At 71.9% G+C, this 23324-nt stretch carries 18 protein-coding genes; 8 read left to right on the forward strand and 10 right to left on the reverse strand.

The genetic code is table 11. The annotated features are described in order from the left end of the window. Positions 1-81 precede the first annotated feature (81 nt). Positions 82-696, reverse strand: coding sequence for a DUF937 domain-containing protein (locus ACFVX6_RS29725; protein ID WP_389696623.1), 615 nt, complete (start codon positions 694-696; stop codon positions 82-84). Positions 697-1027: 331 nt separating this feature from the next. Here ACFVX6_RS29725 and ACFVX6_RS29730 point away from each other — a divergent pair, with 331 nt between their 5' ends. Next, positions 1028-3274 carry an ATP-dependent RecD-like DNA helicase gene (locus tag ACFVX6_RS29730; RefSeq protein ID WP_389696625.1) on the forward strand — a complete coding sequence of 749 codons (2247 nt, stop codon included), beginning with the start codon at positions 1028-1030 and terminating at the stop codon, positions 3272-3274. 183 nt (positions 3275-3457) lie between these two features. Further along, positions 3458-4747: a citrate synthase gene (locus ACFVX6_RS29735; RefSeq protein WP_243335006.1), complete on the forward strand. Its 1290-nt coding sequence runs from the start codon at positions 3458-3460 to the stop codon at positions 4745-4747. 301 nt (positions 4748-5048) lie between these two features. Here the strand turns inward: ACFVX6_RS29735 and ACFVX6_RS29740 are convergent, their stop codons facing one another. Further along, on the reverse strand, positions 5049-7364 hold the full coding sequence (locus tag ACFVX6_RS29740) for a heavy metal translocating P-type ATPase (protein ID WP_389696627.1): 2316 nt from the start codon (positions 7362-7364) through the stop codon (positions 5049-5051). A 99-nt stretch (positions 7365-7463) separates the two neighbouring features. Continuing rightward, a complete protein-coding gene (locus ACFVX6_RS29745; protein WP_266908685.1) occupies positions 7464-7697 on the reverse strand; it encodes a heavy-metal-associated domain-containing protein in 234 nt (77 codons plus the stop codon). A gap of 177 nt (positions 7698-7874) precedes the next feature. Here ACFVX6_RS29745 and ACFVX6_RS29750 point away from each other — a divergent pair, with 177 nt between their 5' ends. Continuing rightward, positions 7875-9128 (forward strand): cation:proton antiporter, encoded by a 1254-nt coding sequence (locus tag ACFVX6_RS29750; protein ID WP_389696649.1) that lies wholly within the window; start codon positions 7875-7877, stop codon positions 9126-9128. Here the strand turns inward: ACFVX6_RS29750 and ACFVX6_RS29755 are convergent. Beyond that, the gene (locus ACFVX6_RS29755) at positions 9106-9858 is read right to left on the reverse strand and encodes a TetR/AcrR family transcriptional regulator (RefSeq protein WP_389696629.1); all 753 of its coding nucleotides are present in this window, start codon (positions 9856-9858) and stop codon (positions 9106-9108) included. The genes ACFVX6_RS29750 and ACFVX6_RS29755 overlap by 23 nt on opposite strands. A gap of 141 nt (positions 9859-9999) precedes the next feature. On the opposite strand from ACFVX6_RS29755, the gene ACFVX6_RS29760 reads away from it, so the two are divergent. After that, positions 10000-12261 (forward strand): MMPL family transporter, encoded by a 2262-nt coding sequence (locus tag ACFVX6_RS29760; protein WP_389696631.1) that lies wholly within the window; start codon positions 10000-10002, stop codon positions 12259-12261. Between the two features lie 43 nt (positions 12262-12304). On the opposite strand, the gene ACFVX6_RS29765 is transcribed toward ACFVX6_RS29760, so the two are convergent. From ACFVX6_RS29765 to ACFVX6_RS29780, 4 genes are all read right to left on the reverse strand, one after another. Beyond that, complete coding sequence (locus ACFVX6_RS29765; RefSeq protein ID WP_053674774.1) at positions 12305-12505, reverse strand: AlpA family transcriptional regulator; 201 nt, start codon at positions 12503-12505, stop codon at positions 12305-12307. A 239-nt stretch (positions 12506-12744) separates the two neighbouring features. Continuing rightward, positions 12745-13281 carry a GNAT family N-acetyltransferase gene (locus ACFVX6_RS29770; protein ID WP_389696633.1) on the reverse strand — a complete coding sequence of 179 codons (537 nt, stop codon included), beginning with the start codon at positions 13279-13281 and terminating at the stop codon, positions 12745-12747. Positions 13282-13347: 66 nt separating this feature from the next. After that, a complete protein-coding gene (locus ACFVX6_RS29775; protein ID WP_389696635.1) occupies positions 13348-14361 on the reverse strand; it encodes a Gfo/Idh/MocA family protein in 1014 nt (337 codons plus the stop codon). A 52-nt stretch (positions 14362-14413) separates the two neighbouring features. Further along, the gene (locus ACFVX6_RS29780) at positions 14414-15328 is read right to left on the reverse strand and encodes a sugar phosphate isomerase/epimerase family protein (protein WP_389696637.1); all 915 of its coding nucleotides are present in this window, start codon (positions 15326-15328) and stop codon (positions 14414-14416) included. A 66-nt stretch (positions 15329-15394) separates the two neighbouring features. On the opposite strand from ACFVX6_RS29780, the gene iolC reads away from it, so the two are divergent. The 4 genes from iolC to ACFVX6_RS29800 are packed head-to-tail and all read left to right on the forward strand — an operon-like array spanning position 15395 to position 20664. Further along, a complete protein-coding gene (iolC, locus tag ACFVX6_RS29785; protein ID WP_389696639.1) occupies positions 15395-16375 on the forward strand; it encodes a 5-dehydro-2-deoxygluconokinase in 981 nt (326 codons plus the stop codon). A 7-nt stretch (positions 16376-16382) separates the two neighbouring features. Next, on the forward strand, positions 16383-17276 hold the full coding sequence (gene iolB, locus ACFVX6_RS29790) for a 5-deoxy-glucuronate isomerase (protein ID WP_389696651.1): 894 nt from the start codon (positions 16383-16385) through the stop codon (positions 17274-17276). Then, positions 17273-19153, forward strand: a complete 1881-nt coding sequence (iolD, locus tag ACFVX6_RS29795) for a 3D-(3,5/4)-trihydroxycyclohexane-1,2-dione acylhydrolase (decyclizing) (RefSeq protein WP_389696641.1) — start codon at positions 17273-17275, stop codon at positions 19151-19153. The genes iolB and iolD overlap by 4 nt, the downstream gene beginning before the upstream one ends. An 11-nt stretch (positions 19154-19164) precedes the next feature. Continuing rightward, a complete protein-coding gene (locus tag ACFVX6_RS29800) occupies positions 19165-20664 on the forward strand; it encodes a CoA-acylating methylmalonate-semialdehyde dehydrogenase (protein ID WP_389696643.1) in 1500 nt (499 codons plus the stop codon). Positions 20665-20850: 186 nt separating this feature from the next. Here ACFVX6_RS29800 and ACFVX6_RS29805 read toward each other — a convergent pair whose 3' ends face one another. Together ACFVX6_RS29805 and ACFVX6_RS29810 are read right to left on the reverse strand one after the other, a co-directional pair. After that, complete coding sequence (locus ACFVX6_RS29805) at positions 20851-22065, reverse strand: hypothetical protein (RefSeq protein WP_389696645.1); 1215 nt, start codon at positions 22063-22065, stop codon at positions 20851-20853. Positions 22066-22137: 72 nt separating this feature from the next. Beyond that, positions 22138-23157 carry a WxL protein peptidoglycan domain-containing protein gene (locus tag ACFVX6_RS29810; RefSeq protein WP_389696647.1) on the reverse strand — a complete coding sequence of 340 codons (1020 nt, stop codon included), beginning with the start codon at positions 23155-23157 and terminating at the stop codon, positions 22138-22140. Between the last annotated feature and the right edge of the window lie 167 nt (positions 23158-23324).

The following is a 23324-nucleotide window of genomic DNA, read 5'->3' on the forward strand; positions in this document are numbered from 1 at the left end:
GGTCCGGACCGCCGGGGGGCGGTCCGGACCCGACCCGGGGCCGTTTCGTCCGAACGGGTGAGGCGCTGCTGGAAGAACCGGCTACTTCTTGCCGCCGCCGAGGATCTGGCCGAGCAGGTCGCCGAGGCTGCCGCCGGCCGCCGGGGCCGCGCCTGCCGGACCTGCGGGGGCCGCACCCGCCGCTCCCGGTACTGCTCCCGGTACCGCTCCCGGCGAAGGGATCGGGGACTCGGCGCCCGCCGCCGACGGCGCCCCGGCTCCCGCGCCCCCGGCCTTCCCGGCCGCACGCTTGGCGAAGACCGCCAGCAGGACCGGGATCAGCAGTTCGATGACCCGGGCGATGGTGGGCGCGGGGATGCCGGTCTTCTTCGAGACGGCATTGGCCACGGGCTTGCTCACCTTGGCGAGCACCCCGGCCATCATCCCGCCGCTGAGCATGCCGCCCAGGCCGCCGCCGAGAGTGGCCACGCCTTCCAGCGGGGCCTGGGTGACCTCGGCGAAGGCCTGGCGGACCTCGTTGCCGTCGTCGTCATCGGCGTCGGCCTTCTGCTGGAGGTCGCCGGTCATCGCCCCGACCGTGGCCGCGACGGTATCGCGGGCACCGCTCGTGTCGGTGCCGAGGAGGCCGGCGATCTCGGTCAGCCGGTCGTCGCCGAGTTCGGTCAGCACGTCGTCCTGGAAGGAAGGTTCGCTCATGCCTGAAACGCTACTTCTGTGGCGATTCGGCGGCACCTCGGATGGCGTCCGGAACCCCGTTGAGTAATGGAAAGGTAAAGTTCCGGATTCGCGTGCAACCACGGGCAGGGGTCGCGGGTCGTATGGTGCGTCGGGACTTCCGGGGGGATCCGGGGGGATCGGGAAGTCCGACGAGGGAGGGGTAACCGTGAGGGGGTCCGGCCGGAAGGCGGGACCCCCTTTTGGCCGCTCCGCTCGGCCGCTCCGCTCGGCCGCACGCGGTCGCCGAGGTCGCCGCCTCGATTTCCACAGGCCCGGCGGAACTGTCGCACCCGGGCTGTAGCTTCGGGCCATGACGACGAACGCGGCCGTGGCGCCGGCGGTGGTCGAGGGGGTGCTGGAGCGCATCACCTACGCCAATGAGGAGAGCGGGTACACGGTCGCCCGGGTGGACACCGGCCGTGGCGCCGGAGACCTGCTGACGGTCGTGGGATCCCTCCTCGGGGCCCAGCCGGGTGAATCGCTGCGCATGGAGGGCCGCTGGGGCTCGCACGCCCAGTACGGCAGGCAGTTCACCGTGGAGAACTACACGACGCTGCTGCCCGCGACCATCCAGGGGATCCGGCGCTACCTCGGCTCCGGCCTGATCAAGGGCATCGGTCCGAAGATCGCCGACCGGATCGTGGAGCACTTCGGCCTCGACACCCTCGACGTCATCGAGGAGCAGCCGAAGCGGCTGATCGAAGTGCCCTGCCTCGGCCCCAAGCGGACCAAGCTGATCGGCGCCGCCTGGGAGGAGCAGAAGGCCATCAAGGAGGTCATGGTCTTCCTCCAGGGGGTCGGCGTCTCCACCTCCATCGCCGTGCGCATCTACAAGAAGTACGCCGACGCCTCCATCTCCGTGGTGAAGAACCAGCCGTACCGGCTCGCCGCCGACGTCTGGGGCATCGGCTTCCTCACCGCCGACCGCATCGCGCAGGCCGTCGGGATCCCGCACGACAGCCCGGAGCGGGTCAAGGCCGGCCTGCAGTACGCCCTGTCCCAGTCCGCCGACCAGGGCCACTGCTTCCTGCCCGAGGACCGACTCATCGCCGACGGGGTCAAGCTGCTCCAGGTGGACACCGGGCTGGTCATCGACTGCCTGGCCGAGCTCGCCGCCGATCCGGAAGGGGTCGTACGGGAATCCGTGCCGGACCCACAGGGCGGCCCGGACCCCCTCACCGCCGTGTACCTGGTGCCGTTCCACCGCGCCGAGCTGTCCCTGGCCGGTCAGGTGCGCCGCCTCCTGAACGCGGACGAGGACCGGCTGCCCGCCTTCCGGGACGTGGACTGGGACAAGGCCCTGGGCTGGCTCGCCGGCCGGACCGGAGCCACGCTGGCCCCCGCGCAGCGGGACGCGGTACGCCTCGCCCTCACCCGCCGGGTCGCGGTCCTCACCGGCGGGCCGGGCTGCGGGAAGTCCTTCACCGTCCGCTCGATCGTGGAGCTGGCCCGGGCCAAGAAGGCCAAGGTCGTCCTCGCCGCCCCCACCGGCCGGGCGGCGAAGCGACTGGCCGAGCTCACCGGGACCGAGGCCTCCACCGTGCACCGGCTCCTGGAACTGAAACCGGGCGGGGACGCGGCGTACGACCGGGAGCGGCCGCTCGACGCGGACCTGGTCGTCGTGGACGAGGCCTCGATGCTCGACCTGCTGTTGGCGAACAAGCTGGTCAAGGCCGTGGCGCCGGGTGCCCACCTGCTGCTGGTCGGGGACGTGGACCAGTTGCCCTCGGTCGGGGCGGGGGAGGTGCTGCGCGATCTGCTCGCCGAGGGCGGACCGGTCCCGGCCGTCCGACTGACCACCATCTTCCGGCAGGCCCAGCAGTCCGGGGTGGTGACCAACGCCCACCGGATCAACACCGGCCTGCCGCCCATCACCGACGGGCTGCCCGACTTCTTCCTCTTCCCCGAGGAGGACACCGAGGAGGCCGGAAAGCTCGCCGTCGACGTCGCCGCCCGTCGTATTCCGGCCAGATTCGGTCTCGACCCGAGGCGGGACATCCAGGTCCTCGCTCCCATGCACCGCGGTCCGGCCGGCGCCGGAAACCTCAATGCGCTGCTCCAGCAGGCCATCACGCCGGCCCGGCCGAACCTGCCCGAGAAGCGGTTCGGCGGCCGCGTCTTCCGCGTCGGCGACAAGGTCACGCAGATCCGGAACAACTACGACAAGGGCGCCAACGGTGTCTTCAACGGCACGGTCGGCGTGGTCACCGGCCTTGACCTGGAGGAACAGCGGCTGACGGTGCGCACGGACGAAGACGAGGAAGTGGCCTACGAGTTCGCGGAGCTCGACGAGCTGGCCCACGCGTACGCCGTCACCATCCACCGCTCCCAGGGGAGTGAATATCCGGCGGTGGTGATCCCCGTCACGACCGGTGCTTGGATGATGCTCCAACGCAACTTGCTCTACACGGCGGTCACCCGGGCGAAGAAACTGGTCGTCCTGGTCGGGTCCCGCAAAGCCCTGAGCCAGGCGGTGCGTACCGTTTCTGCAGGCAGGAGGTACACGGCCGTCGCACCCCGGCTGTCCGGCCGCATACCGGTGGGAAACATCACCTAGATGATCGATCATTTGGGGTTCCTACAACGGTTGCCGAGGGGGCAGGATGTGCTCCTTGGCGGCACTCAGTGCCGTTGAAAACACCAAAGCTCGACCCCGAGTGCACTCACCTGCGCCAAATGGGGGAAGGTAGAGGCAGTCAGGGCACCTCGAAGAAGAGGCACTACGTCGGTGAGGGATGACGTGAGCGACAACTCTGTAGTACTGCGGTACGCGGACGGTGAATACACCTACCCGGTGGTCGAGAGCACCGTCGGTGACCAGGGCTTCGACATCTCGAAGCTCAGGGCTCAGACCGGGCTGGTCACCCTGGACAGCGGCTACGGAAACACCGCCGCCTATAAGTCCGCCATTACTTACCTCGACGGTGAGCAGGGCATCCTGCGCTACCGCGGTTACCCGATCGAGCAGCTGGCGGAGCGCTCGACCTTCATCGAGGTCGCCTACCTGCTGATCAACGGGGAGCTGCCGACCGTCGACCAGCTCGCGTCGTTCCGCAACGAGATCACCCAGCACACGCTGCTGCACGAGGACGTCAAGCGTTTCTACGACGGCTTCCCGCGTGACGCGCACCCGATGGCGATGCTCTCCTCCGTGGTCAGCGCGCTGTCGACGTTCTACCAGGACAGCCACAACCCGTTCGACGAGAAGCAGCGCAACCTCTCGACGATCCGGCTGCTGGCCAAGCTCCCGACGATCGCGGCGTACGCGTACAAGAAGTCGGTCGGCCACCCGGTGGTCTACCCGCGCAACGACCTCGGCTACGTCGAGAACTTCCTGCGCATGACCTTCTCCGTGCCGGCCCAGGAGTACGACCTGGACCCGGTCGTGGTCGCCGCGCTCGACAAGCTGCTGATCCTGCACGCGGACCACGAGCAGAACTGTTCGACGTCCACCGTGCGTCTGGTCGGCTCCTCGCAGGCGAACATGTTCGCCTCGATCTCCGCCGGCATCTCGGCCCTGTGGGGCCCGCTGCACGGTGGCGCCAACCAGTCGGTTCTGGAGATGCTCGAGGGCATCAAGAACGACGGCGGCGACGTCGACGCCTTCATCCGCAAGGTGAAGAACAAGGAAGACGGCGTCCGCCTGATGGGCTTCGGACACCGCGTCTACAAGAGCTTCGACCCCCGGGCGAAGATCATCAAGGCGGCGGCGCACGATGTCCTCTCGGCGCTCGGCAAGGACGACGAGCTCCTCGACATCGCCCTGAAGCTGGAAGAGCACGCGCTGGCCGACGAGTACTTCGTCGAGCGCAACCTCTACCCGAACGTCGACTTCTACACCGGCCTGATCTACCGGGCCATGGGCTTCCCGACCGAGATGTTCACCGTGCTCTTCGCGATCGGCCGCCTGCCCGGCTGGATCGCCCAGTGGCACGAGATGATCAAGGAGCCCGGCTCCCGCATCGGCCGCCCGCGCCAGATCTACACCGGCGAGGTCCTGCGCGACTTCGTTCCGGTCGAGTCCCGCTGACCCGAGGGCCGAGCCGCAGTACCCGCAGGACTCGTAGGACCAGCAGGACTCGCAGTACAGGAAAAGCGCCCCGCCATCGATCCCCCCACGGGTCGAAGGTCGGGGCGCTTTCCTTACCCCGGAACGGATTCCCCCCACGGGACCCGGACCGGGTGTCTGCGTGCCGAGGAAACGTGTAGTCGTCCCAACACGTTTTGGCATCGCCCCATTAGACCCACGGGGCTGCCCGAAGGTTACGTCGGGGCCCCTGTGATCTGCGTCTCGTGTGAAGGGGATGTGCGTGAGACGTGAAGGGTGATCACTAGCGGAAGGACCGCAGCCGCAGGCTGTTGGTGACCACGAAGACCGAGGAGAAGGCCATCGCGGCCCCCGCGATCATCGGGTTGAGCAGTCCGGCGGCGGCCAGCGGCAGCGCCGCGACGTTGTAGCCGAAGGCCCAGAAGAGATTGCCCTTGATGGTGGCCAGGGTCCGGCGCGAGAGCCGGATCGCGTCCGCCGCGACGCGCAAGTCGCCCCGTACGAGGGTCAGATCGCTCGCCTCGATCGCCGCGTCGGTGCCGGTGCCCATGGCCAGGCCCAGGTCGGCCTGGGCCAGCGCGGCGGCGTCGTTGACCCCGTCGCCGACCATGGCGACCGTACGGCCCTGCGCCTGCAGCCGGCGCACGACGTCCACCTTGTCCTGCGGGAGGACCTCGGCGATCACCTCGTCGATGCCCACCGCGCGGGCCACGGTCTGCGCCACGGCCTGGTTGTCGCCCGTCAGCAGGACCGGGGTCAGCCCCAGCGCCCGCAGCCGGGACACGGCCTCGGCGCTGGTCTCCTTGACCGCGTCGGCCACGGTCAGCACCCCGCGGGCCTCCCCGTCCCAGGCGACCAGCACGGCGGTGGAACCCTCGGCCTCGGCGGCGGCCTTGACCTCGGCGAGGGCGGCGGGCAGCGCGATCGACCAGTCGGCGAGCAGCTTCTCGCGCCCCACCAGGACGGCGTGGCCGTCGACCACGCCCTGGACGCCGAGGCCGCCGTGGTTCTCGAAGCCCTCCGGGACCGACAGGCCGCCGGGGAGCTCGGCGGCGCCCGCCGCGATGGCCCGGGCGATCGGGTGCTCGGAGGCGTGCTCCAGGGACCCGGCCAGGCGCAGCAGTTCGGTGGCGTCCACGCCCTCGGCGGGGTGGGTGCCGGCCAGGGTCATCCGGCCGGTGGTCACGGTGCCGGTCTTGTCCAGGACGACGGTGTCCACGCGGCGGGTGGACTCCAGCACCTCGGGGCCCTTGATCAGGATGCCGAGCTGCGCGCCCCGGCCGGTGCCGACCATCAGTGCGGTCGGGGTGGCCAGGCCCAGGGCGCACGGGCAGGCGATGATCAGGACGGCCACGGCGGCGGTGAAGGCGGCCGTCGGGTTGTCGGTGATCAGCAGCCAGGTGACCCAGGTGCCCAGGGCCAGTACGAGCACGACCGGGACGAAGACCCCGGAGATCCGGTCGGCGAGGCGCTGTACCTCGGCCTTGCCGTTCTGCGCGTCCTCGACCAGCTTGGCCATCCGGGCGAGCTGGGTGTCCGAGCCGACGCGGGTGGCCTCGACGACGAGGCGGCCCGAGGTGTTGACGGTGGCTCCGGTGACGGTGTCGCCCACGGTGACCTCGACCGGGACCGATTCACCGGTCAGCATGGCGGCGTCCACGGCGGAACTGCCCTCGACGACCGTGCCGTCGGTGGCGATCTTCTCGCCGGGCCGGACGAGGAACCGGTCGCCCACCGCGAGCGCGCTCACGGGGATGCGCACCTCGGTCCCGCCGCGCAGGACCGCCACGTCCTTGGCGCCGAGCCGCATCAGGGCCTTGAGGGCCGCGCCGGCCTTCCGCTTCGAGCGGGCCTCCAGGTAGCGGCCGAGCAGGATGAAGCTGACGACTCCGGCCGCCACCTCCAGGTAGATCGCAGAGGAGCCGTCCGTACGGGAGACGGAGCCCCCCTGAACGGTGAAGAGGGCGAACCCGTGCCGCATGCCGGGCATCCCGGCGTGCCCGAAGAACAGGGCCCACAGCGACCAGGTGAAGGCGGCCAGGGTGCCCACCGAAACCAGGGTGTCCATGGTGGCGGCGCCGTGCCGGGCGTTGGTCCAGGCGGCCTTGTGGAAGGGGAGTGCGCCCCAGACGACGACGGGGGCGGCCAGGGTCAGCGAGAGCCACTGCCAGTTGTCGAACTGGAGGGCCGGGATCATCGCGAGCAGGACGACGGGCAGTGAGAGCGTCACGGAGACCAGGAGGCGCTGGCGCAGCGCGGCCAGTTCGGGGTCGCGTGCTTCCTGCCCCTCGGCGGCCTGCGGGTCGGGCCCGGTCACGGTCTCGGGCTCCGGCGGCGGGGGCTCCTCGGCGGTGTAGCCGGTCTTGACGACCGTCGCGATGAGGTCGGCGACCTGCACGTCGGCGCCGTAGGAGACCTTGGCCTTCTCGGTGGCGTAGTTCACCGAGGCGGTGACCCCGTCCATCCGGTTCAGCTTCTTCTCGATGCGGGCCGCGCAGGAGGCGCAGGTCATCCCGCCGATGGTCAGCTCGACCTCGGCCGTGGGCGCGGTGGCGCCGGCCGCCGCTATGGGTCCGTCGTGCACTGTGCTGCTGCTCATGTTCCGGCTCCAGGGGGAGGGCCGGGCCGTACGGAACCAGTATGAGCTGGCCGGTACGGCCCGGCGGGGTACTGCGGGGTACGGCCGAAGAGGGAGGGCTCAGGCCTGGCCGGCGAACTCGTAGCCGGCCTCGTCGACGGCGGCGCGTACGGCGGCCTCGTCGAGCGGGGCGGCCGAGACCACGGTGACCTCGCCGGTCGCGGCGACGGCCTTGACCGAGCTGACGCCTGCCAGCGCGGAGAGCTCGGTGGTGACCGCGCCCTCGCAGTGTCCGCAGGTCATGCCGGTCACCCGGTAGACGGTGGTGGTCTGGGTGTCCGTGTCGGCGCTCATGTCGTTCTCCTCTTCAAGGGCGTGTCCGGGGGGCCGGAAGGGGCGGCGGATCGCTCGTGGAGAGTCCACCGTTCATCCCGACACTTCGAGACTATACCCCTAGGGGGTATCGACGCGAGCATCCGACGAGATCTTTTGCGGTGGACAATCCGCGTGAAGCGTATGTAAATGGCACACATGGCGCACTCGGGGATCACTCTCATCCTGATCATGTCGATCGCGGTGCTCGCGCCCCTTCTCGCGTACGGGGTCTCGCGCTGGCTCCCCGTTCCGCTGGTGATCTTCGAGATCGTCCTGGGCGTCCTGGTCGGACCCGACGTCCTCGGCTGGGCACACTCCACCGAGGTCGTCGACGTGCTCAGCGAGCTCGGCCTCGCGATGCTGATCTTCCTGGCCGGTTACGAGATCCAGTTCGCCCAGGTCAAGGGCGACACCCTGAAACGGTCGGTGTGGGCCTGGGTGGCCGCCCTCGGGCTCGGGCTCGGGCTCGGACTGCTGCTGTCGGGCGGCGGGTTCGACAAGGGCGTCTACATCGGCACCGCGCTCACCAGTACCGCCCTCGGCACGATCCTGCCGGTCCTGCGGGACTCGGGGGACCTCCAGAGCCGGTTCGGCTCGGTGATGATGGCGATGGGCGCGGTCGGCGAGTTCGGGCCGATCATCGCGATGGCCCTGCTGCTCAGCGGGCGGGCGCCGGGGCAGTCGGCGGCGCTGCTGATCGGCTTCGCGGTGCTCACGGCCGCCGCCGTGTTCTGGGCGATGCGGCCCAAGCCGCCCTGGTTCGCCCGGGTCATCGCCAAGACCCTGAACAGCAGCGGCCAGTTCGCGGTGCGCCTGGTGGTACTGATCCTCGTGGCGTTCCTGGCGCTCTCCGAAGTGCTCGGCCTCGACGTCCTGCTCGGCGCCTTCGCCGCCGGGCTGATCACCCGGCTCGTGCTGCACGGGGCCGCCCCGGAGAGCAGCGAGGCCGTGCTGTCGAAGGTGGAAGCCATGGGCTTCGGCTTCCTGGTGCCGCTGTTCTTCGTGGTCACCGGGATCGAGTTCGACCTGGCCGCACTGCTCGGGGGCGGGCGGGTGCTCCTGCTGCTGCCGGTGTTCCTGCTGCTCTTCCTCGTGGTGCGGGGGCTCCCGATCTGGCTGCTGGCCCCCCGGGACCTCGGGCGCCGGGACCGGTCGGCGCTGGTGCTGTTCGGCTCCACGGCGCTGCCGCTGGTGGTGGCGATCACCACCCTGGGCGTGCAGGAGGGAAAGCTGGGGTCGGGGGAGGCCGCGGCGCTGGTCGGGGCCGGGATGGTGTCCGTACTGGTCTTCCCGCTGGTGGGGCTCCGCTTGCGGGCGGGATCCGCTGACGGCACCGGCGTGGGATCCGGGCCCGGTGGGCCGGGGTCCGGGGGTGCCGGGCAGATGGTCAGCGAGGAGGAAGCGTGGTGAACATCGGGTCCAGGTAGCGGAACAGGACGGTCTTCAGTTCCGTGACGTACGCGGCCCGTTCCGCGCCCTCGCTGGCCAGGATCAGTTCGAGCGCGGTCTTGACGATCCCGAGCACCATGTGGGCGACGTGGGTGAGCTCGGCTTCGGGGGCGCCGTCGGCGGCGGGGGTGACGCAGGCACGCAGCACCTCCTCGACGCGGGTCAGCATGCCGACGTGCAGCTCGTCGTGTTCCTGGGAGATGCCGGGGACGCCGGAGCCGTGCATGAGCGCCCAGAAGGCCGGGTTCTCGCAGTTGAAGGCGATGACCGGATCCAGGACGGCATCGAGCAGCTCGGGCAGCGGTCGGTTCAGGTTCTCGGGGAGGAAGGCCCGGCCGTGCGCCTCGTGGGCGCGCTGGAGGAGGTGTCCGCCGAGCTCTACGGCGATGGCCTCCTTGTTCGGGAAGAACTGGTAGAGCGTGCCCGGGGAGACGCCGGCCTCGCGGGCGATGGCGTTGGTGCTGGCCGCCGCGTACCCCGTACGGCAGAACACCCCGGCGGCGGCCGCCAGGAGCTGGGCGATCCGGCGCTCACCGCGGGCCTGGCGGCGGCGGGGGGCGGCCTCCGTCGTGGTTCCCGGCGCGGCCTCCGCTGATGTTCCCGTCGCTGTTCCCGTCGCTGTTCCCGGCGCGGCTTCCGCGGTCGGTTCGCCTGCTTTGTCCGGAGTTTTGGTCCGCGAGGTCTCCCGCATGTCCAATCCCTTGCTTCCCGTTGCTTCCCGTGGGTGATTGACAAACGCGAGAGGTCGCTCGCATTCTTGAGAAACGCGAGCGACTGCTCGTGTTTGCCAGTCTAAGTGGCCTGGCAATCACGGTGAAGGGGACACCGAGACATGACTGAAGTCAAGAAACCGCCGTCGCCTGGGGAGAGCGGCCGGTGGACCGGGTTCGTCACCACACGGCCGAGGCTCTCGCTGCTGCTCGCCCTCGTGGTCACGGCCCTGGCCGTCTTCGCGGGCGGAGGCGTCGCCGACCGGCTGGGAAGCGGGGGCTGGGAGGACCCCGGCGCCGGCTCCACCTATGCCACCAAGGCGCTGGAGCGCGAGTTCCCCGGCTCCCAGCCCAATCTGCTGCTCCTCGTTGACATAGGGGCCGCCGGAGCATCCGCCGGGGCGGCCGGGGTGGACGACCCCGCCGTCGCCGCCGAGGCCGAGCGGCTGACGGCGCGGCTCGCCGCCGAGCAGGGGGTGACCGGCGTGGGCTCGTACTGGCGGACCGGGATGCCCACCCTGCGCTCCGAGGACGGCCGGCAGGCCCTGATAGCCGCCCGGGTGCTCGGCGACGAGAAGACGGCCAACGCCGTCCTGGACCGGATCGTGCCGAGCTACCGCGGCGAGCACGGACCGGTGAAGGTGTCCCTCGGCGGCCCGGCCGCCGTCCAGCGCGAGGTGACCTCCACCATCCAGGAGGACCTGCTCCTCGCCGAGCTGATCGCCCTGCCCGTGACGCTCGTCCTGCTCGTCCTCGTCTTCGGCAGCGCCGTCGCGGCCCTGCTGCCCCTCGGTGTCGGCATCATCGCCATCATCGGAACCAATGCCGTGCTGCGCGGGCTCACCGAGTTCACCGACGTCTCCGTCTTCGCGCAGAACCTGACCACCGCCCTCGGGCTCGGCCTCGCCGTCGACTACGCCCTGTTTATCGTGCGGAGGTTCCGCGAGGAGTTGGCCGCCGGGCGCGACCCCGTGGCGGCCGTCGGAGTCACCTTGCGGACCGCCGGGCGGACGGTCATGTTCTCGGCGCTGACCGTGGCCGTCGCCCTCTCGGCCATGCTCTTCTTCCCGATGTACTTCCTGCGCTCCTTCGCCTACGCCGGAGTCGCGGTCGTCCTGCTCGCCGCCGCGGCCGCGCTCATCGTGCTGCCCGCGGCACTGGTGCTGCTGGGAGAGCGGGTCAACTCCTTCGACCTGCGCCGGCTGTGGCGCCGGGCCGGGCCGGCCGGGAGCGACCCGGGACGGGCCGGGGGCGGGCGGGGCTGGGCCCGGCTCACCGACCTGGTGATGCGCCGCGCCCCGGTGTTCGCCGTGGCCACCACGGCCGGACTGCTGCTGCTCGGACTGCCCTTCCTCGGAGTGAAGTTCGGCACCGTGGACGACCGGCAGCTGCCGGCGACCGCCGAATCGCACGTGGTGCAGCAGCACATCCGCGAAGGCTTCCCGGGCAGCCCCGGCGGAGCACTGACCGTGCTGACCGAGGGTGCCTCCGGCGCCGCCGATCTCGACGCCTACAAGCAGCGGGTGGCAGCCCTGCCCGGAGTGCTGGGGGTGGAAGGGCCGGTGAGTTCGGCCGGCGGCACCGGATACGCCTACTTCTCGGTGCTCACCAAGGGCGAGGAAGTGGGACAGGAGGCCCAGGACCTGGTGGGCCTGGTCAGGGCGGTGGACGCGCCCTTCGACACCGCAGTGACCGGACAGGCCGCCGTGCTCGTCGACGCCCGCGATGCCATAGCCGAGAAACTGCCCCTGGCCCTGGCCGTCGTGGTGCTGGCCACGCTGCTCCTGGTCTTCCTGCTCACCGGGAGCCTGCTGATACCCATCCAGGCGGTGCTGCTCAACGCGCTCAGCCTGACCGCGATGTTCGGGGCGGTGGTGTGGGTGTTCCAGGAGGGCCACCTCTCCGGACTGCTGTCCTTCACCTCCACGGGAGACATCGAGACCACCCTGCCCGTGCTGATGTTCTGCATCGCCTTCGGACTCTCCATGGACTACGGGGTGTTCCTCATATCCCGGATCAAGGAGGAGTACGACCGGACCGGGGACCACGAGGGTGCGGTGCGCGCCGGGCTGACCCGCACCGGCGGACTGATCACCGCGGCGGCCGTGATCCTGGCCGTGGTGATGGTCGCCATCGGCAGCTCGCGGGTGACCAACACCAAGATGCTGGGCCTGGGGATCGCACTGGCCGTGCTGATGGACGCGATGGTCGTGCGGAGCCTGCTGGTGCCGGCGGTGATGAAGCTGACCGGGAAGGCCACCTGGTGGGCGCCGGCTCCCCTGCGTCGACTGCACGAACGCTTCGGGCTGAGCGAGGGGGAACCGGCGCCGACTGCAGAGCAGTCGAAGCCCGAGCCCGAGCCGGTGCCCGCCGGGAGCCGCTAGCGGACGGGGCCCGGGAGGGTCCCGTCCTGGACCGGACGTCGCGTCAGTCCTCGCGGCGTCCGCGGTTGCCGGGCCGACGCGCCACCCAGGCGCGGATGGTGTCGGCGTACCAGTAGGGCTTGCCACCCTCCACATGGTCGGGTGCGGGCAACAGCCCGTGCTTGCGGTAGGAGCGCACCGTGTCCGGCTGGACCCGGATGTGAGCGGCGATCTCCTTGTACGACCACAGCTGTCGGTCGCTCATCCTCGACACCTCCTTGTCCACGCCGCGGGGGCGGCCGGGAGGCCGTCGGGGGAGCCGGCGCGTGGACACTGACGATCACTCAGGTTGTGCCCGGGGAACGACGCAGGGTGAGGTCAGGGGAGGGGCTGTCGTTCGGCTGTGACGGAAGACCCGCGTAATGCGGACATGTGTGACACGCCGACGACCCCCGTGACACAGGTGGCACACAAGGCGCAGGCGCCACCCCCGGTTGCGCCCCGTTACATCGGGAGGGAGAACAGCCGTACCGGACCCGAGGGCCAGATCGCGGCATCGTGCAGGGAGGTCACCATGGTGCGCACCGGCATGGCGACCAAGCGGCCTCCCGGTTGTTCGACGAGGACGTCCTCGTCGAGGAGGCGCCATCCGAGGCGCTCGTACAGAGCCACGAGCGGCGGTCGACAGAACAGGAGCGCGTACCGCGGGCCCATCGTGCGTGCGTGGTCGAGTGCGGTCGCCAGGATGAGCCGCGCCAGCCCGCGACCTCGTACGTCGGGTGCGACGGCCACTCCTCCGACGCCCACCACCTCCGTCTCGGCGGCGCCGATCGCAACGGGCAGCCGTAGCAGGCCCGCGTGTGCCAGCAGCCGGTCGCCGTAGGAGACGCCGAAGTGTTCCTCCTTGGGCAGCCAGGTCAGGCCGGCCGCGGCCACACCGAAGGGGTCGGCGCCGCCGCCGAGGATCTCGTCCTGCTCCGCCTTCGTGTACTGGGGGAGCCGCATCGCGACCGGAGCCGCGGAGGAAGGTATCTCAGGCATTCCCCCATGATGCCCCTGTCGTCAGGAGGCCGGCCGCGGGCGCGTCCCGAGGCCGGGGCGGGCGGATCAGCGGTACAGGGACGGGCGTTGGGCCAGTTCCACCTGGGTCCGTACGCCGCTGCGGGCCGCGGTGAGGCCCGCCTCGGAGACGGCCGCCGCCGCATAGCCGTCCCACGCATCGGGACCGTCCACGCGGCCCAGCGCGGCCGCGGCGACCCAGCGGCGCAGCTGGCGGTCGTAGGCGTCGGCGAACCGCACCGTGAAGTCCTGGTCGATCTCCCCGCCCCACCGGCCCGCCGACTGGACGACCATCGCGTGGCCGTCGCCGATCCGGGCGGTGCCCGACTCGCCGACCGCCTCGCACTGCACCTGGTAGCCGAAGCCGCAGTTGACGAAGATCTCCACGTCGACCACCGCGCCTCCGGAGGTCTCCATGAGGACGAACCGGGGATCGCGCAGCCCCTCGCGGGCGCCCGCGGCGGGCGTCGGGGAGAACACGGTCACCGCGGTGATCTCCTGCCCCAGCAGCCAGCGGGCCGCGTCCACCTCGTGCACCACCGAATCGCTGATCAGCATGTCGCTGGTGAAGAAGGACGGCGAGGCGGCGTTGCGGTGCCGGCAGTGCAGGAACAGCGGCCGCCCGATGCCACCCGCGTCGAGCAGCTCCTTGAGCCGCGCGTACTCGGCGTCGTAGCGCCGCATGAAGCCGACCTGGACGAGCCGGCGGCCCAGCCGCGCCTCCGCCTCCATGATCCGCAGGGCGCCCGCCGGATCGGGGGTCAGCGGCTTCTCGCAGAGCACCGGCAGCCGCCGCTCCAGCGCGTGCAGGATCGCTTCCTCATGGGCGGGCCCGGGCGAGGCGATCAGTACGGCGTCCACCCCGGGCGCCGCTATCGCGGCCGCCGGATCGGTGTGCGCGCTCGCCCCCTCCAGACCGGCCGCGACCTCCTTGACGCGGTCCCCGTCCGGGTCGGCCACGGCCACCACCCGGGCCCCGCCGACCGTCCGCCCGAAGCGGCGGACGTGGTCGGAGCCCATCTTCCCGGTACCGATGACGGCGATGCCGAGCGTGCTGGTCATGTTCTGTTCCTCCACGAGGGTTCGTACGGTAGTTACGGCCGGGGGACGCGGTTCAGCGGGCGCCGCAGGAGCGCAGGTACGCGCGGGTGCGGCGGGCGATCGGCAGCGGCCGGTCGGGCGGGCACGGGTACATGTCCTGCTCCACGATGGCGAACAGGTCCACGCCGAGCCGCTCGGCGGCCGCCAGCACCGGTTCCAGCGCGGGCACCCCCGCCGGCGGCTCGCACATCACCCCGCGGGCCACGGCTGGCCCGAAGGGGATCTGGTCCCGGACGACTTCGGCGAGGATCCGCGGATCGACCTGCTTGAGGTGGAGGTAGCCGATCCGCTCGGCGAACGTCTCGATCGCCTGGACGCTGTCGCCGCCGCAGTACGCGTAGTGCCCGGTGTCCAGGCAGAGGGAGACCAGCGCGGGATCGGTGGCGTCGAGGAAGCGCGCCACGTTCTCGGGGGTGTCGATGTGCGTGTCCGCGTGCGGGTGGACGACGATCCGCAGCCCGTACTCGTCCTGGACCCGCTGGCCCAGCCGCTCGGTCTGCGTGGTCAGTTCGCGCCGGCCCTCCGGGCTGAGGGTGCGGTCCTCCAGCACCTCGCCGGTCTTGTCGTCCCGCCAGAAGGACGGGATCACGACGAGGTGCGCCGCGCCCACCGCCCGGGTGAGCTCCGCGATCCGCGACACGTGCTCCCAGGTGTCCTCCCACACGGCGGGCCCGTGATGGAGTCCGGTGAAGACGGTTCCCGCGGAGACCCGCAGGCCGCGCGCCCCGACCTCGTCGGCGAGCCGGACGGGATCGGTGGGGAGATAGCCGTAGGGACCGAGCTCGATCCACTCGTACCCGGCTTCGGCGACCTCGTCGAGGAACCGCTCCCACGGGGTCTGCCGGGGATCGTCGGGGAACCAGACCCCCCAGGAGTCCGGAGCCGAACCGACGCGGATACGGGTCAACGCGGGTGGTGAGGACGTCATACGGCCACCTTAGGGTGCGAGGCTCTTGGGTACGGGGAGCACTCGGTCGGGAGGAATGGTGTGGTGATGGCTGCGGATCCGTTGGCGTTCGACCTGATCACGATGGGCCGGATCGGGGTGGATCTCTACCCCTTGAAGACGGGCGTACCGCTCGGCGAGGCGGACACCTTCGGGAAGTTCCTGGGGGGTTCCCCGACCAACGTCGCCGTCGCGGCGGCCCGGCTGGGCCGGCGGACGGCGGTGATCACCCGGACCGGCGCGGACCCCTTCGGCGCGTATCTCCGGTCGGAACTGCGCGGGTTCGGGGTCGACGACCGGTGGGCCGGGGAGGTGGCGGCCTATCCGACGCCGGTGACCTTCTGCGAGATCTTCCCGCCGGACGACTTCCCGCTGTACTTCTACCGGTACCCGAAGGCTCCGGACCTGGAGATCGCCGCGGCCGAGCTCGACCTCGACGCGGTGCGGGCGGCGCGGGTGTTCTGGATGACCGGTACGGGACTCAGCGCGGAGCCGAGCCGGACGGCCACCCTGGCCGCGCTGGAGGCACGCGGCCGGAGCCCGTTCACGGTGTTCGACTTGGACTGGCGGCCGATGCTGTGGCCCTCCGGGGACGGGGACGCGGCCGAGGGGCCCGGGGAGTGGTACCGCCGGGCGCTGTCCCTCGCCACCGTGGCCGTGGGCAACGCAGAGGAGTGCGCGATCGCCACCGGCGAGACCGAGCCCTACGCGGCGGCGCGGGCCTTGCTCGGCGCCGGAGTGGAGCTGGCGGTGGTCAAGCGGGGCCCGGCCGGGGTCCTGGCCGTCCACCGCGACGGGACGGCGGTGGAGGCTGCGCCGGTGCCGGTGACCGTGGTCAACGGGCTCGGCGCGGGGGACGCCTTCGGCGGGGCCCTGTGCCACGGGCTGCTCGCGGGATGGGAGTTGGAGCGGGTGATCCGCTACGCGAACGCGGCCGGGGCCATCGTGGCCTCGCGGCTGGCCTGTTCGACCGCGATGCCGTTCGCGGAGGAAGTCGAGGAGGTGCTCGGTCGTGCCGGTGGTGTCTGAGTGGGCGATGGACTGGACGAGGCTGCTCGTGCTCGACCTCGCGCCGGGGGAGGTGTACGCGTACGAGTGCGGGGAGTCGGAGTGGATCGTCCTCCCCTTGGCAGGCGGCTGCGAGGTCCGCTGCGCGGAGCCTTCCCCCACCCCGCCCCTTCCCGAAACCGGGGGCGCAGCCCCCGGCCCCCCGGTCCGGGGCGCTGCCCCGGGACCCGGGAGCGGACCGCGGGTCTTCCGACTCCGGGGGCGGCGCGGGGTGTTCGACGGTCCCACCGACTTCGCCTACCTGCCCCGGGACGGGCACGCGGAGGTCAGGTCCCGTGAGGGCGGCCGCTTCGCGCTCGTCGGCGCCCGCTGCGAGCAGCGCCTCCCCGCCCGGTACGGCGCCGCCGCCGGGGTCCCCGTAGAGCTCCGCGGAGCAGGACAGTGCTCCCGCCAGGTCAACAACTTCGCCGCCGCCGGCGTCTTCGACTGCGACCGCCTCATCGCCGTGGAGGTGCTCACCCCCGGCGGCAACTGGTCCTCGTACCCGCCCCACAAGCACGACGAGCACCACCCCGGCGTGGAATCCCGGTTGGAGGAGATCTACTACTTCGAGATCGCCCCGCACGGGGACACGCCCGGCCTCGGCTATCAGCGTGTCAGCCCCTCCCCGGCGGGGAAGACCGACATCCTCACCGAGGTGAGGACCGGTGACGCGGTCCTCATCCCGGACGGCTGGCACGGTCCCTCCATCGCCGCGCCCGGCCACGACATGTACTACCTCAACGTCATGGCGGGACCCGGCGCGACCCGGGAGTGGCTCATCCGGGACCACCCCGACCACGGGTGGATCCGCTCCACCTGGACCGACCGGGACATCGACCCCCGGCTGCCCTTCCACCACCGAGCGGAGGACCCCGCATGACGCACACCGTGCGGCTCACCGTCGCGCAGGCCCTCGTCCGCTTCCTCGCCCGGCAGTACACCGAGCGCGACGGGCAACGGCAGCGCCTGATCGCCGCCACCTGGGGGATCTTCGGGCACGGGAACGTCGCCGGGATCGGCCAGGCCCTGCTGGAGAGCGGCCGCGAGGAGATGCCGTTCCTGCAGGGCCGCAACGAGCAGGCCATGGTGCACGCCGCCGTCGGGTACGCGCGGCAGAGCGGGCGGCTGTCCGCACACGCCGTCACCACCTCCATCGGCCCGGGCGCCACCAACCTCGTCACCGGGGCCGCCCTCGCCACCATCAACCGGATCCCGGTGCTCCTGCTGCCCGGGGACGCCTTCGCGACCCGGCCCGCCGACCCCGTGCTCCAGCAGCTGGAGGTCCCCCATGCGGGTGATGTCTCCGTCAACGACACCCTGCGCCCCGTCTCCCGCCACTTCGACCGCGTCACTCGTCCCGAAGCCCTGATCCCCGCCGCCCTCCAGGCCGTACGGGTCCTCACCGACCCGGTGGGCACCGGCGCCGTCACCCTCGCGCTGCCGCAGGACGTACAGGCCGAGGCGTACGACTGGCCGGAGGAGTTCTTCGCCGAGCGGGTGTGGGGCGTACGCCGGCCCCGGCCCGACCGCACCGAGCTCGCGGCCGCCGCCCGGGCCGTACGGGGCTCCGCGCGGCCGCTGATCATCGCCGGCGGCGGGATCCGGCACAGCGCGGCGGGGGCGGCGCTGGCCGAGTTCGCCGAGGCCACCGGGATCCCCGTGGCCTCCACCCAGGCGGGGAAGGGGGCCCTGCCGTGGGACCACCCCGCCGATGTGGGCGGGATCGGGCACACCGGCACGGCCACCGCCGACGCGCTGGCCCGCGAAGCCGATCTGGTGATCGCGGCCGGGACCCGGCTCACCGATTTCACCACCGCCTCCGCGACGCTGTTCCAGCACCCCGGCGTGCGGTTCCTCGGGCTCAACCTCGACCCGTACGACGCCCACAAACTCGCCGCCCGCCCCCTGGTCTGCGATGCGCGGGAGGGCCTGGAGGAACTCCGGGCCGAGGTCGCCGGGTACCGGGTGGACCCCGCGTACGAGGCGGCGTACAAAGAAGGGAAGAGGGCGTGGGAGCGGCTGGTCGACGGGGCCTACGCGGCTCCCGACGAGGACTCCGTCCCGACGCAGGCACAGGTGCTGGGTCTGCTGGACGGCCTCGTCGACGGTGACGACATCCTGATCAATGCCGCCGGTTCGCTCCCCGGGGACCTGCACAAGCTGTGGCGGGCCCGCTCCGCGGACCAGTACCACGTCGAATACGGGTACTCCTGCATGGGCTACGAGATCCCCGCCGCGATCGGCACCGCGCTGGCCGCCCCCGGCCGGCCGGTGTGGGCCCTGGTCGGCGACGGGACGTACCTGATGAACCCGACCGAGATCGTCACCGCCGTGCAGGAGGGGACCCCGGTCAGGCTGGTGATCATCGACAACCACGGATACGCCTCGATCGGCGGCCTCTCGGAGGCGGTGGGCGCCGAGGGGTTCGGCACCGCCTACCGCTTCCGGGCGGTGGACGGTTCGTACAGCGGTGCGCCGCTGCCGCTGGACCTGGCGGCCAACGCGGCCTCCCTCGGGATGGCCGTCATTCGCCCCCGCACCATCGGTGACCTGCGCAAAGCCCTCGCGGAGGCGCGGGCGGCGGACCGTCCCACATGTGTCTACGCACAGACCCGAACACCCGACACTGTGTCGGGCCCGCCCCCCGCACAGGCGTGGTGGGATGTCCCTGTGGCCGAGACCGCGACCCGTGCGTCGGCGGCCCAGGCCCGCGAAGAGTACGACCGGCAAGCCGCGCAGCGACGTCGCCATCTGTGAAGGAGTTAGGCATGAAGACCGTCAACCACTGGATCGGTGGCAAGACCGTCGAGGGCGCGTCGGGCAACTACGGCCCGGTCACCGACCCGGCCACCGGCGAGGTCACCACGCAGGTCGCCCTCGCGTCCGCCGACGAGGTCGACGCCGCCGTACAGGTCGCCAAGGAGGCGTTCCTGTCCTGGGGGCAGTCCTCGCTGGCCGCCCGCACCAAGGTGCTGTTCGCCTACCGCGCCCTGCTGGACGCCAACCGCGACGCGATCGCCGAGCTGATCGTCGCCGAGCACGGCAAGGTGCACTCCGACGCGCTGGGCGAGGTCGCCCGCGGCCTGGAGATCGTCGAGCTGGCCTGCGGGATCACCGTGCAGCTCAAGGGCGAGCTGTCCACCTCGGTGTCCAGCCGCGTGGACGTCTCCTCGATCCGCCAGCCGATCGGAGTCGTCGCGGGCATCACCCCGTTCAACTTCCCGGCGATGGTGCCGATGTGGATGTTCCCGCTGGCCGTGGCCTGCGGCAACACCTTCATCCTCAAGCCGAGCGAGAAGGACCCCTCGGCCTCCACGCTGCTGGCGCAGCTGGCGAGCCAGGCCGGCCTGCCGGCGGGCGTCCTCAACGTCGTCCACGGTGACAAGGTCGCCGTCGACGCGCTCCTCGCGCACCCCGACGTCGCGGCCGTCTCCTTCGTGGGTTCGACCCCGATCGCCCGCCACATCCACAGCACCGCCTCCGCCAACGGCAAGCGCGTACAGGCCCTGGGCGGCGCCAAGAACCACATGCTGGTACTGCCGGACGCCGACCTGGACGCCGCCGCCGACGCCGCGGTCTCGGCCGCCTACGGCTCGGCCGGCGAGCGCTGCATGGCCATCTCCGCGGTCGTGGCCGTCGGCTCCATCGCCGACACCCTCGTGGACAAGATCCGCGAGCGCGCCGAGAAGATCAAGATCGGCCCCGGCAACGACCCGACCTCCGAGATGGGCCCGCTGATCACCGCAGCCCACCGCGACAAGGTCGCCTCGTACGTGACGGGCGCGGCCGCGCAGGGCGCCGACGTGGTCCTGGACGGCACCGGCTACACGGTGGAGGGCAACGAGAACGGCCACTGGATCGGCCTCTCGCTGCTGGACAACGTCAAGACCGACTCCGACGCCTACCGCGACGAGATCTTCGGCCCGGTGCTGTGCGTGCTGCGCGTCGAGACCTACGAGGAGGGCGTGGCGCTCATGAACGCCTCGCCGTTCGGCAACGGCACCGCCATCTTCACCCGTGACGGCGGCGCCGCCCGCCGCTTCCAGCTGGAGATCGAGGCGGGCATGGTCGGCGTCAACGTGCCGATCCCGGTGCCGGTGGGCTACCACTCCTTCGGTGGCTGGAAGGACTCGCTCTTCGGCGACCTGCACATCTACGGCAACGACGGCATCCAGTTCTACACCCGGGGCAAGGTCGTCACGACCCGCTGGCCCGACCCGTCGGACGCCCCGGCCGGTGTCGACCTCGGGTTCCCGCGGAACCACTGACCGCCGGGTCCGGGGCCAGGCCCCGTACGCCTCGTAAGACCGCTCGCCCCCCGCAACCCTCACCGCGGGGGGCGAGCCCGTTTCCGGCCGGGCCTTGCGGTTGTGGGCTGTCCGGCCGGGCTGTCCGGGCGGGCTCTCCGGCCGGGCTCTCCGGCCGGGCTCTCCGGGCTGGGGTTTTCGCCGGGCTCAGAGCAGTGACCAGACGTCGGCCGCCGCCGTCTCCGACCAGACGGGGTCGCCGTGCCCGTAGCCCGGGACGACGGTGAAGCGGACCCGCGGGTTGCCGCCCGCCCGGATCAGCCGGGGGCCGCGCGTGTGGTCGCCGCGGCCCAGCTCGGTGTTGATCCACACCACTTCGGCGGAGATCCGCTCCCAGTCGATCGCGTACGTCTTCTCGTCGCCCGCCCAGACCGCGGCCAGGTCCCGCGACAGGGCGTCCGGGATCAGCCCGCTGCCCAGGCCGGCGGCGGCCGCGTGCCAGGTCGCGAGCGTGGTGTGGGTGAGGCCGAAGCGGTCCCCGGCCGGGGCGGCTCCGAAGGCGTACGAGCCCGCGGCCTGGCCCTGGGTGTGGATCCAGTCCGCAGGGCCGGGCAGCAGGGCGGTGCGGACCAGCGTGAAGTGGGCGAGCCCGGCGTGGGTGAAGCGGAGCCCGGGGTCCGGGGGCCAGGGGACCTCCGAGGAGCCCGCCGGGTCGGTGACCGCCCGGGCGAACAGCGCCGCCAGGCCCGGGTCCGTCGCGTACGCACCCCGCCCGATCCGGGCCTCGTAGGCGTCCCGGGTCTGGGCCGCCCGCACGGCCATGTCACCGGAGTAGGGGCCGGTCGTGTCCAACGCCACCACCCGGGTCAGGCGGGGCGAGTCGTCGTGCGCGGCCGCGTCCAGGGCGAGCAGGGCCCCGGCGGAGTGGCCGACGTACTGGTACGGCAGCCCGAGCGCCCCGTCCAGCGCCTCCACGACCGCGGCCAGATCCCGGCGGTGCGCCGCGAGCCCCCAGTCGGGGCCGATGTCCTCCGCGGCCGCGGCGTCCTCGCGCGGGGTGACGCCGACGACGAGCAGGCCCTCGCGGCGCAGCCGGTGGGCGAGGTTCAGGTCGGACGGGGTGAAGAAGGCGGAGCCGAAGTTCAGCCCGCCGCCCGGCAGGAGGTACGCGATCCCGTGCGGGGTCCGCCGGGTGTCCGCGACCGCGTCCACCGTGACCGGGGCCGGACCGCCGTCGTCGAGCGGGAGCGTGAGCCGGATCCAGCCGTCCCCCGGGACGTACACCGCGGTGCCGGTGCCCAGCGTTCGCTCGACGAGGGTCAGCAGTCCGATCCCCGCTGCGGCGGTGTCCGCCGGCGGACCTGCGGGGACGGTTCCGTGCGCCGGCCGGCCGGGCCCCGCTTCGCCGTGCTGTCGTGCCATGTGTGGTGCCCCCCGGCGCCGTTGCCTGCCCGGCGATGGCCGAATGCCGTCACCTGGGGACACCTTGGCCGATCACCGCGCTTCAGCCAAGTCCGGTGCCGGTTCCGGCCGTTCGGCGGCGGCCCGGCGGCGCCGGCGCAGCACCCGGGCGGCGATGGCGGCGCCGGCCAGCACCAGGAGGGCGCCGAGTGCGGTCCACGGCACGGCGAGGAAGCCCGTAGCGGAGGAGGAGACGAGGTCGGGGTAGGCGGAGGCGCCGACGGTGATGTCGACGGTGACCCAGTCCGACTGGGGTGCGTCCGCCCATTCCTCGGTCAGCTCGATCCGCTGGCCCGGCAGCAGGACGAGCTTCAGCTCACGGGACGGCCGGTCGAGCACCCGGCGGCCGAACAGCCCCTCGGCGGAGACCGTCACCTTCGGCTCGACGACCACGTTGCCCCGGTTGACCAGGGAGTACGTGATCTTGGCGCGGGCGTCCTTGACCCAGGGCAGGAGCGGCGCCGCCCGGCTGACCTTCACGTCCTCCACGCTCAGCCCCGGGGTCACCGGGCCCGGAACCCGGAAGTACAGCCGGGCGCCGACCTGGCGCTTCACCCCGACCTGGACCTTGCCCTCCTGCTGGATGCCCTCCACCTCGGTGTTGAGGGCGACGATCCCGCCCACGTGGTCACCGGGCGTCGCGTCCGCCGGGACCTTCACGGAGAACGGGAAGTCCTTGCGGCCCTTGGGCGGCACGGTGACGGTGGTCTTGGTCTCGGGCGGCAGCACGACCCAAGTGCCCACGTCCTTGGGCTTCGTCTCCACCGGCAGCAGCGCGAAGCCGCCGCCCACCGGGGTGTTGACGGCGTCGGTGGCGAACATCTGGAACGTCAGCTCCTTGTCGGAGGAGTTCACGATCGTCGCACTGTCGCTGATGGTGGTGCCGGCCTCGCCCTGGTGGAAGAAGTACGCCCGGTCGGTCATCGCCGCACCGGCCGGGGGCGTCGGGAAGACGCCCCAGGTGCCGTTGTCCGCGGCCGTCGCGGGAAGGGCCGGGAGCAGCAGGGCGGCGAGGCCGAGGAGCAGGCCGAGGAGGAGGGTGCGGGTGCGCATGGGCGGTTCTCCAGTCGGGCCGGACGGGGAAGGGGATCGCTGGGTGCGGAGGGCGGAGGGGCGGTGCGCGGAAGGGTGGTGGGGGGGGGGGGGGGGGCCGGCGGCGCCGGGGTGGGGGGGGAGTCGCGGGGTAGCGGGAGGAAAATAAAAGACGGCCGGGGAGAAGG

The organism is Streptomyces sp. NPDC058289 (genome assembly GCF_042880975.1).
Lineage (GTDB): Bacteria > Actinomycetota > Actinomycetes > Streptomycetales > Streptomycetaceae > Streptomyces > Streptomyces stoeckheimensis.

Coding starts and splice junctions, on each gene's coding strand:
- ACFVX6_RS29725 (WP_389696623.1), bottom strand. CDS start 696: ATGAGCGAACCTTCCTTCCAGGACGACGTGCTGACCGAACTCGGCGAC.
- ACFVX6_RS29730 (WP_389696625.1), top strand. CDS start 1,028: ATGACGACGAACGCGGCCGTGGCGCCGGCGGTGGTCGAGGGGGTGCTG.
- ACFVX6_RS29740 (WP_389696627.1), bottom strand. CDS start 7,364: ATGAGCAGCAGCACAGTGCACGACGGACCCATAGCGGCGGCCGGCGCC.
- ACFVX6_RS29745 (WP_266908685.1), bottom strand. CDS start 7,697: ATGAGCGCCGACACGGACACCCAGACCACCACCGTCTACCGGGTGACC.
- ACFVX6_RS29750 (WP_389696649.1), top strand. CDS start 7,875: ATGGCGCACTCGGGGATCACTCTCATCCTGATCATGTCGATCGCGGTG.
- ACFVX6_RS29755 (WP_389696629.1), bottom strand. CDS start 9,858: ATGCGGGAGACCTCGCGGACCAAAACTCCGGACAAAGCAGGCGAACCG.
- ACFVX6_RS29760 (WP_389696631.1), top strand. CDS start 10,000: ATGACTGAAGTCAAGAAACCGCCGTCGCCTGGGGAGAGCGGCCGGTGG.
- ACFVX6_RS29765 (WP_053674774.1), bottom strand. CDS start 12,505: ATGAGCGACCGACAGCTGTGGTCGTACAAGGAGATCGCCGCTCACATC.
- ACFVX6_RS29770 (WP_389696633.1), bottom strand. CDS start 13,281: ATGCCTGAGATACCTTCCTCCGCGGCTCCGGTCGCGATGCGGCTCCCC.
- ACFVX6_RS29775 (WP_389696635.1), bottom strand. CDS start 14,361: ATGACCAGCACGCTCGGCATCGCCGTCATCGGTACCGGGAAGATGGGC.
- ACFVX6_RS29780 (WP_389696637.1), bottom strand. CDS start 15,328: ATGACGTCCTCACCACCCGCGTTGACCCGTATCCGCGTCGGTTCGGCT.
- iolC (WP_389696639.1), top strand. CDS start 15,395: ATGGCTGCGGATCCGTTGGCGTTCGACCTGATCACGATGGGCCGGATC.
- iolB (WP_389696651.1), top strand. CDS start 16,383: ATGGACTGGACGAGGCTGCTCGTGCTCGACCTCGCGCCGGGGGAGGTG.
- iolD (WP_389696641.1), top strand. CDS start 17,273: ATGACGCACACCGTGCGGCTCACCGTCGCGCAGGCCCTCGTCCGCTTC.
- ACFVX6_RS29800 (WP_389696643.1), top strand. CDS start 19,165: ATGAAGACCGTCAACCACTGGATCGGTGGCAAGACCGTCGAGGGCGCG.
- ACFVX6_RS29805 (WP_389696645.1), bottom strand. CDS start 22,065: ATGGCACGACAGCACGGCGAAGCGGGGCCCGGCCGGCCGGCGCACGGA.
- ACFVX6_RS29810 (WP_389696647.1), bottom strand. CDS start 23,157: ATGCGCACCCGCACCCTCCTCCTCGGCCTGCTCCTCGGCCTCGCCGCC.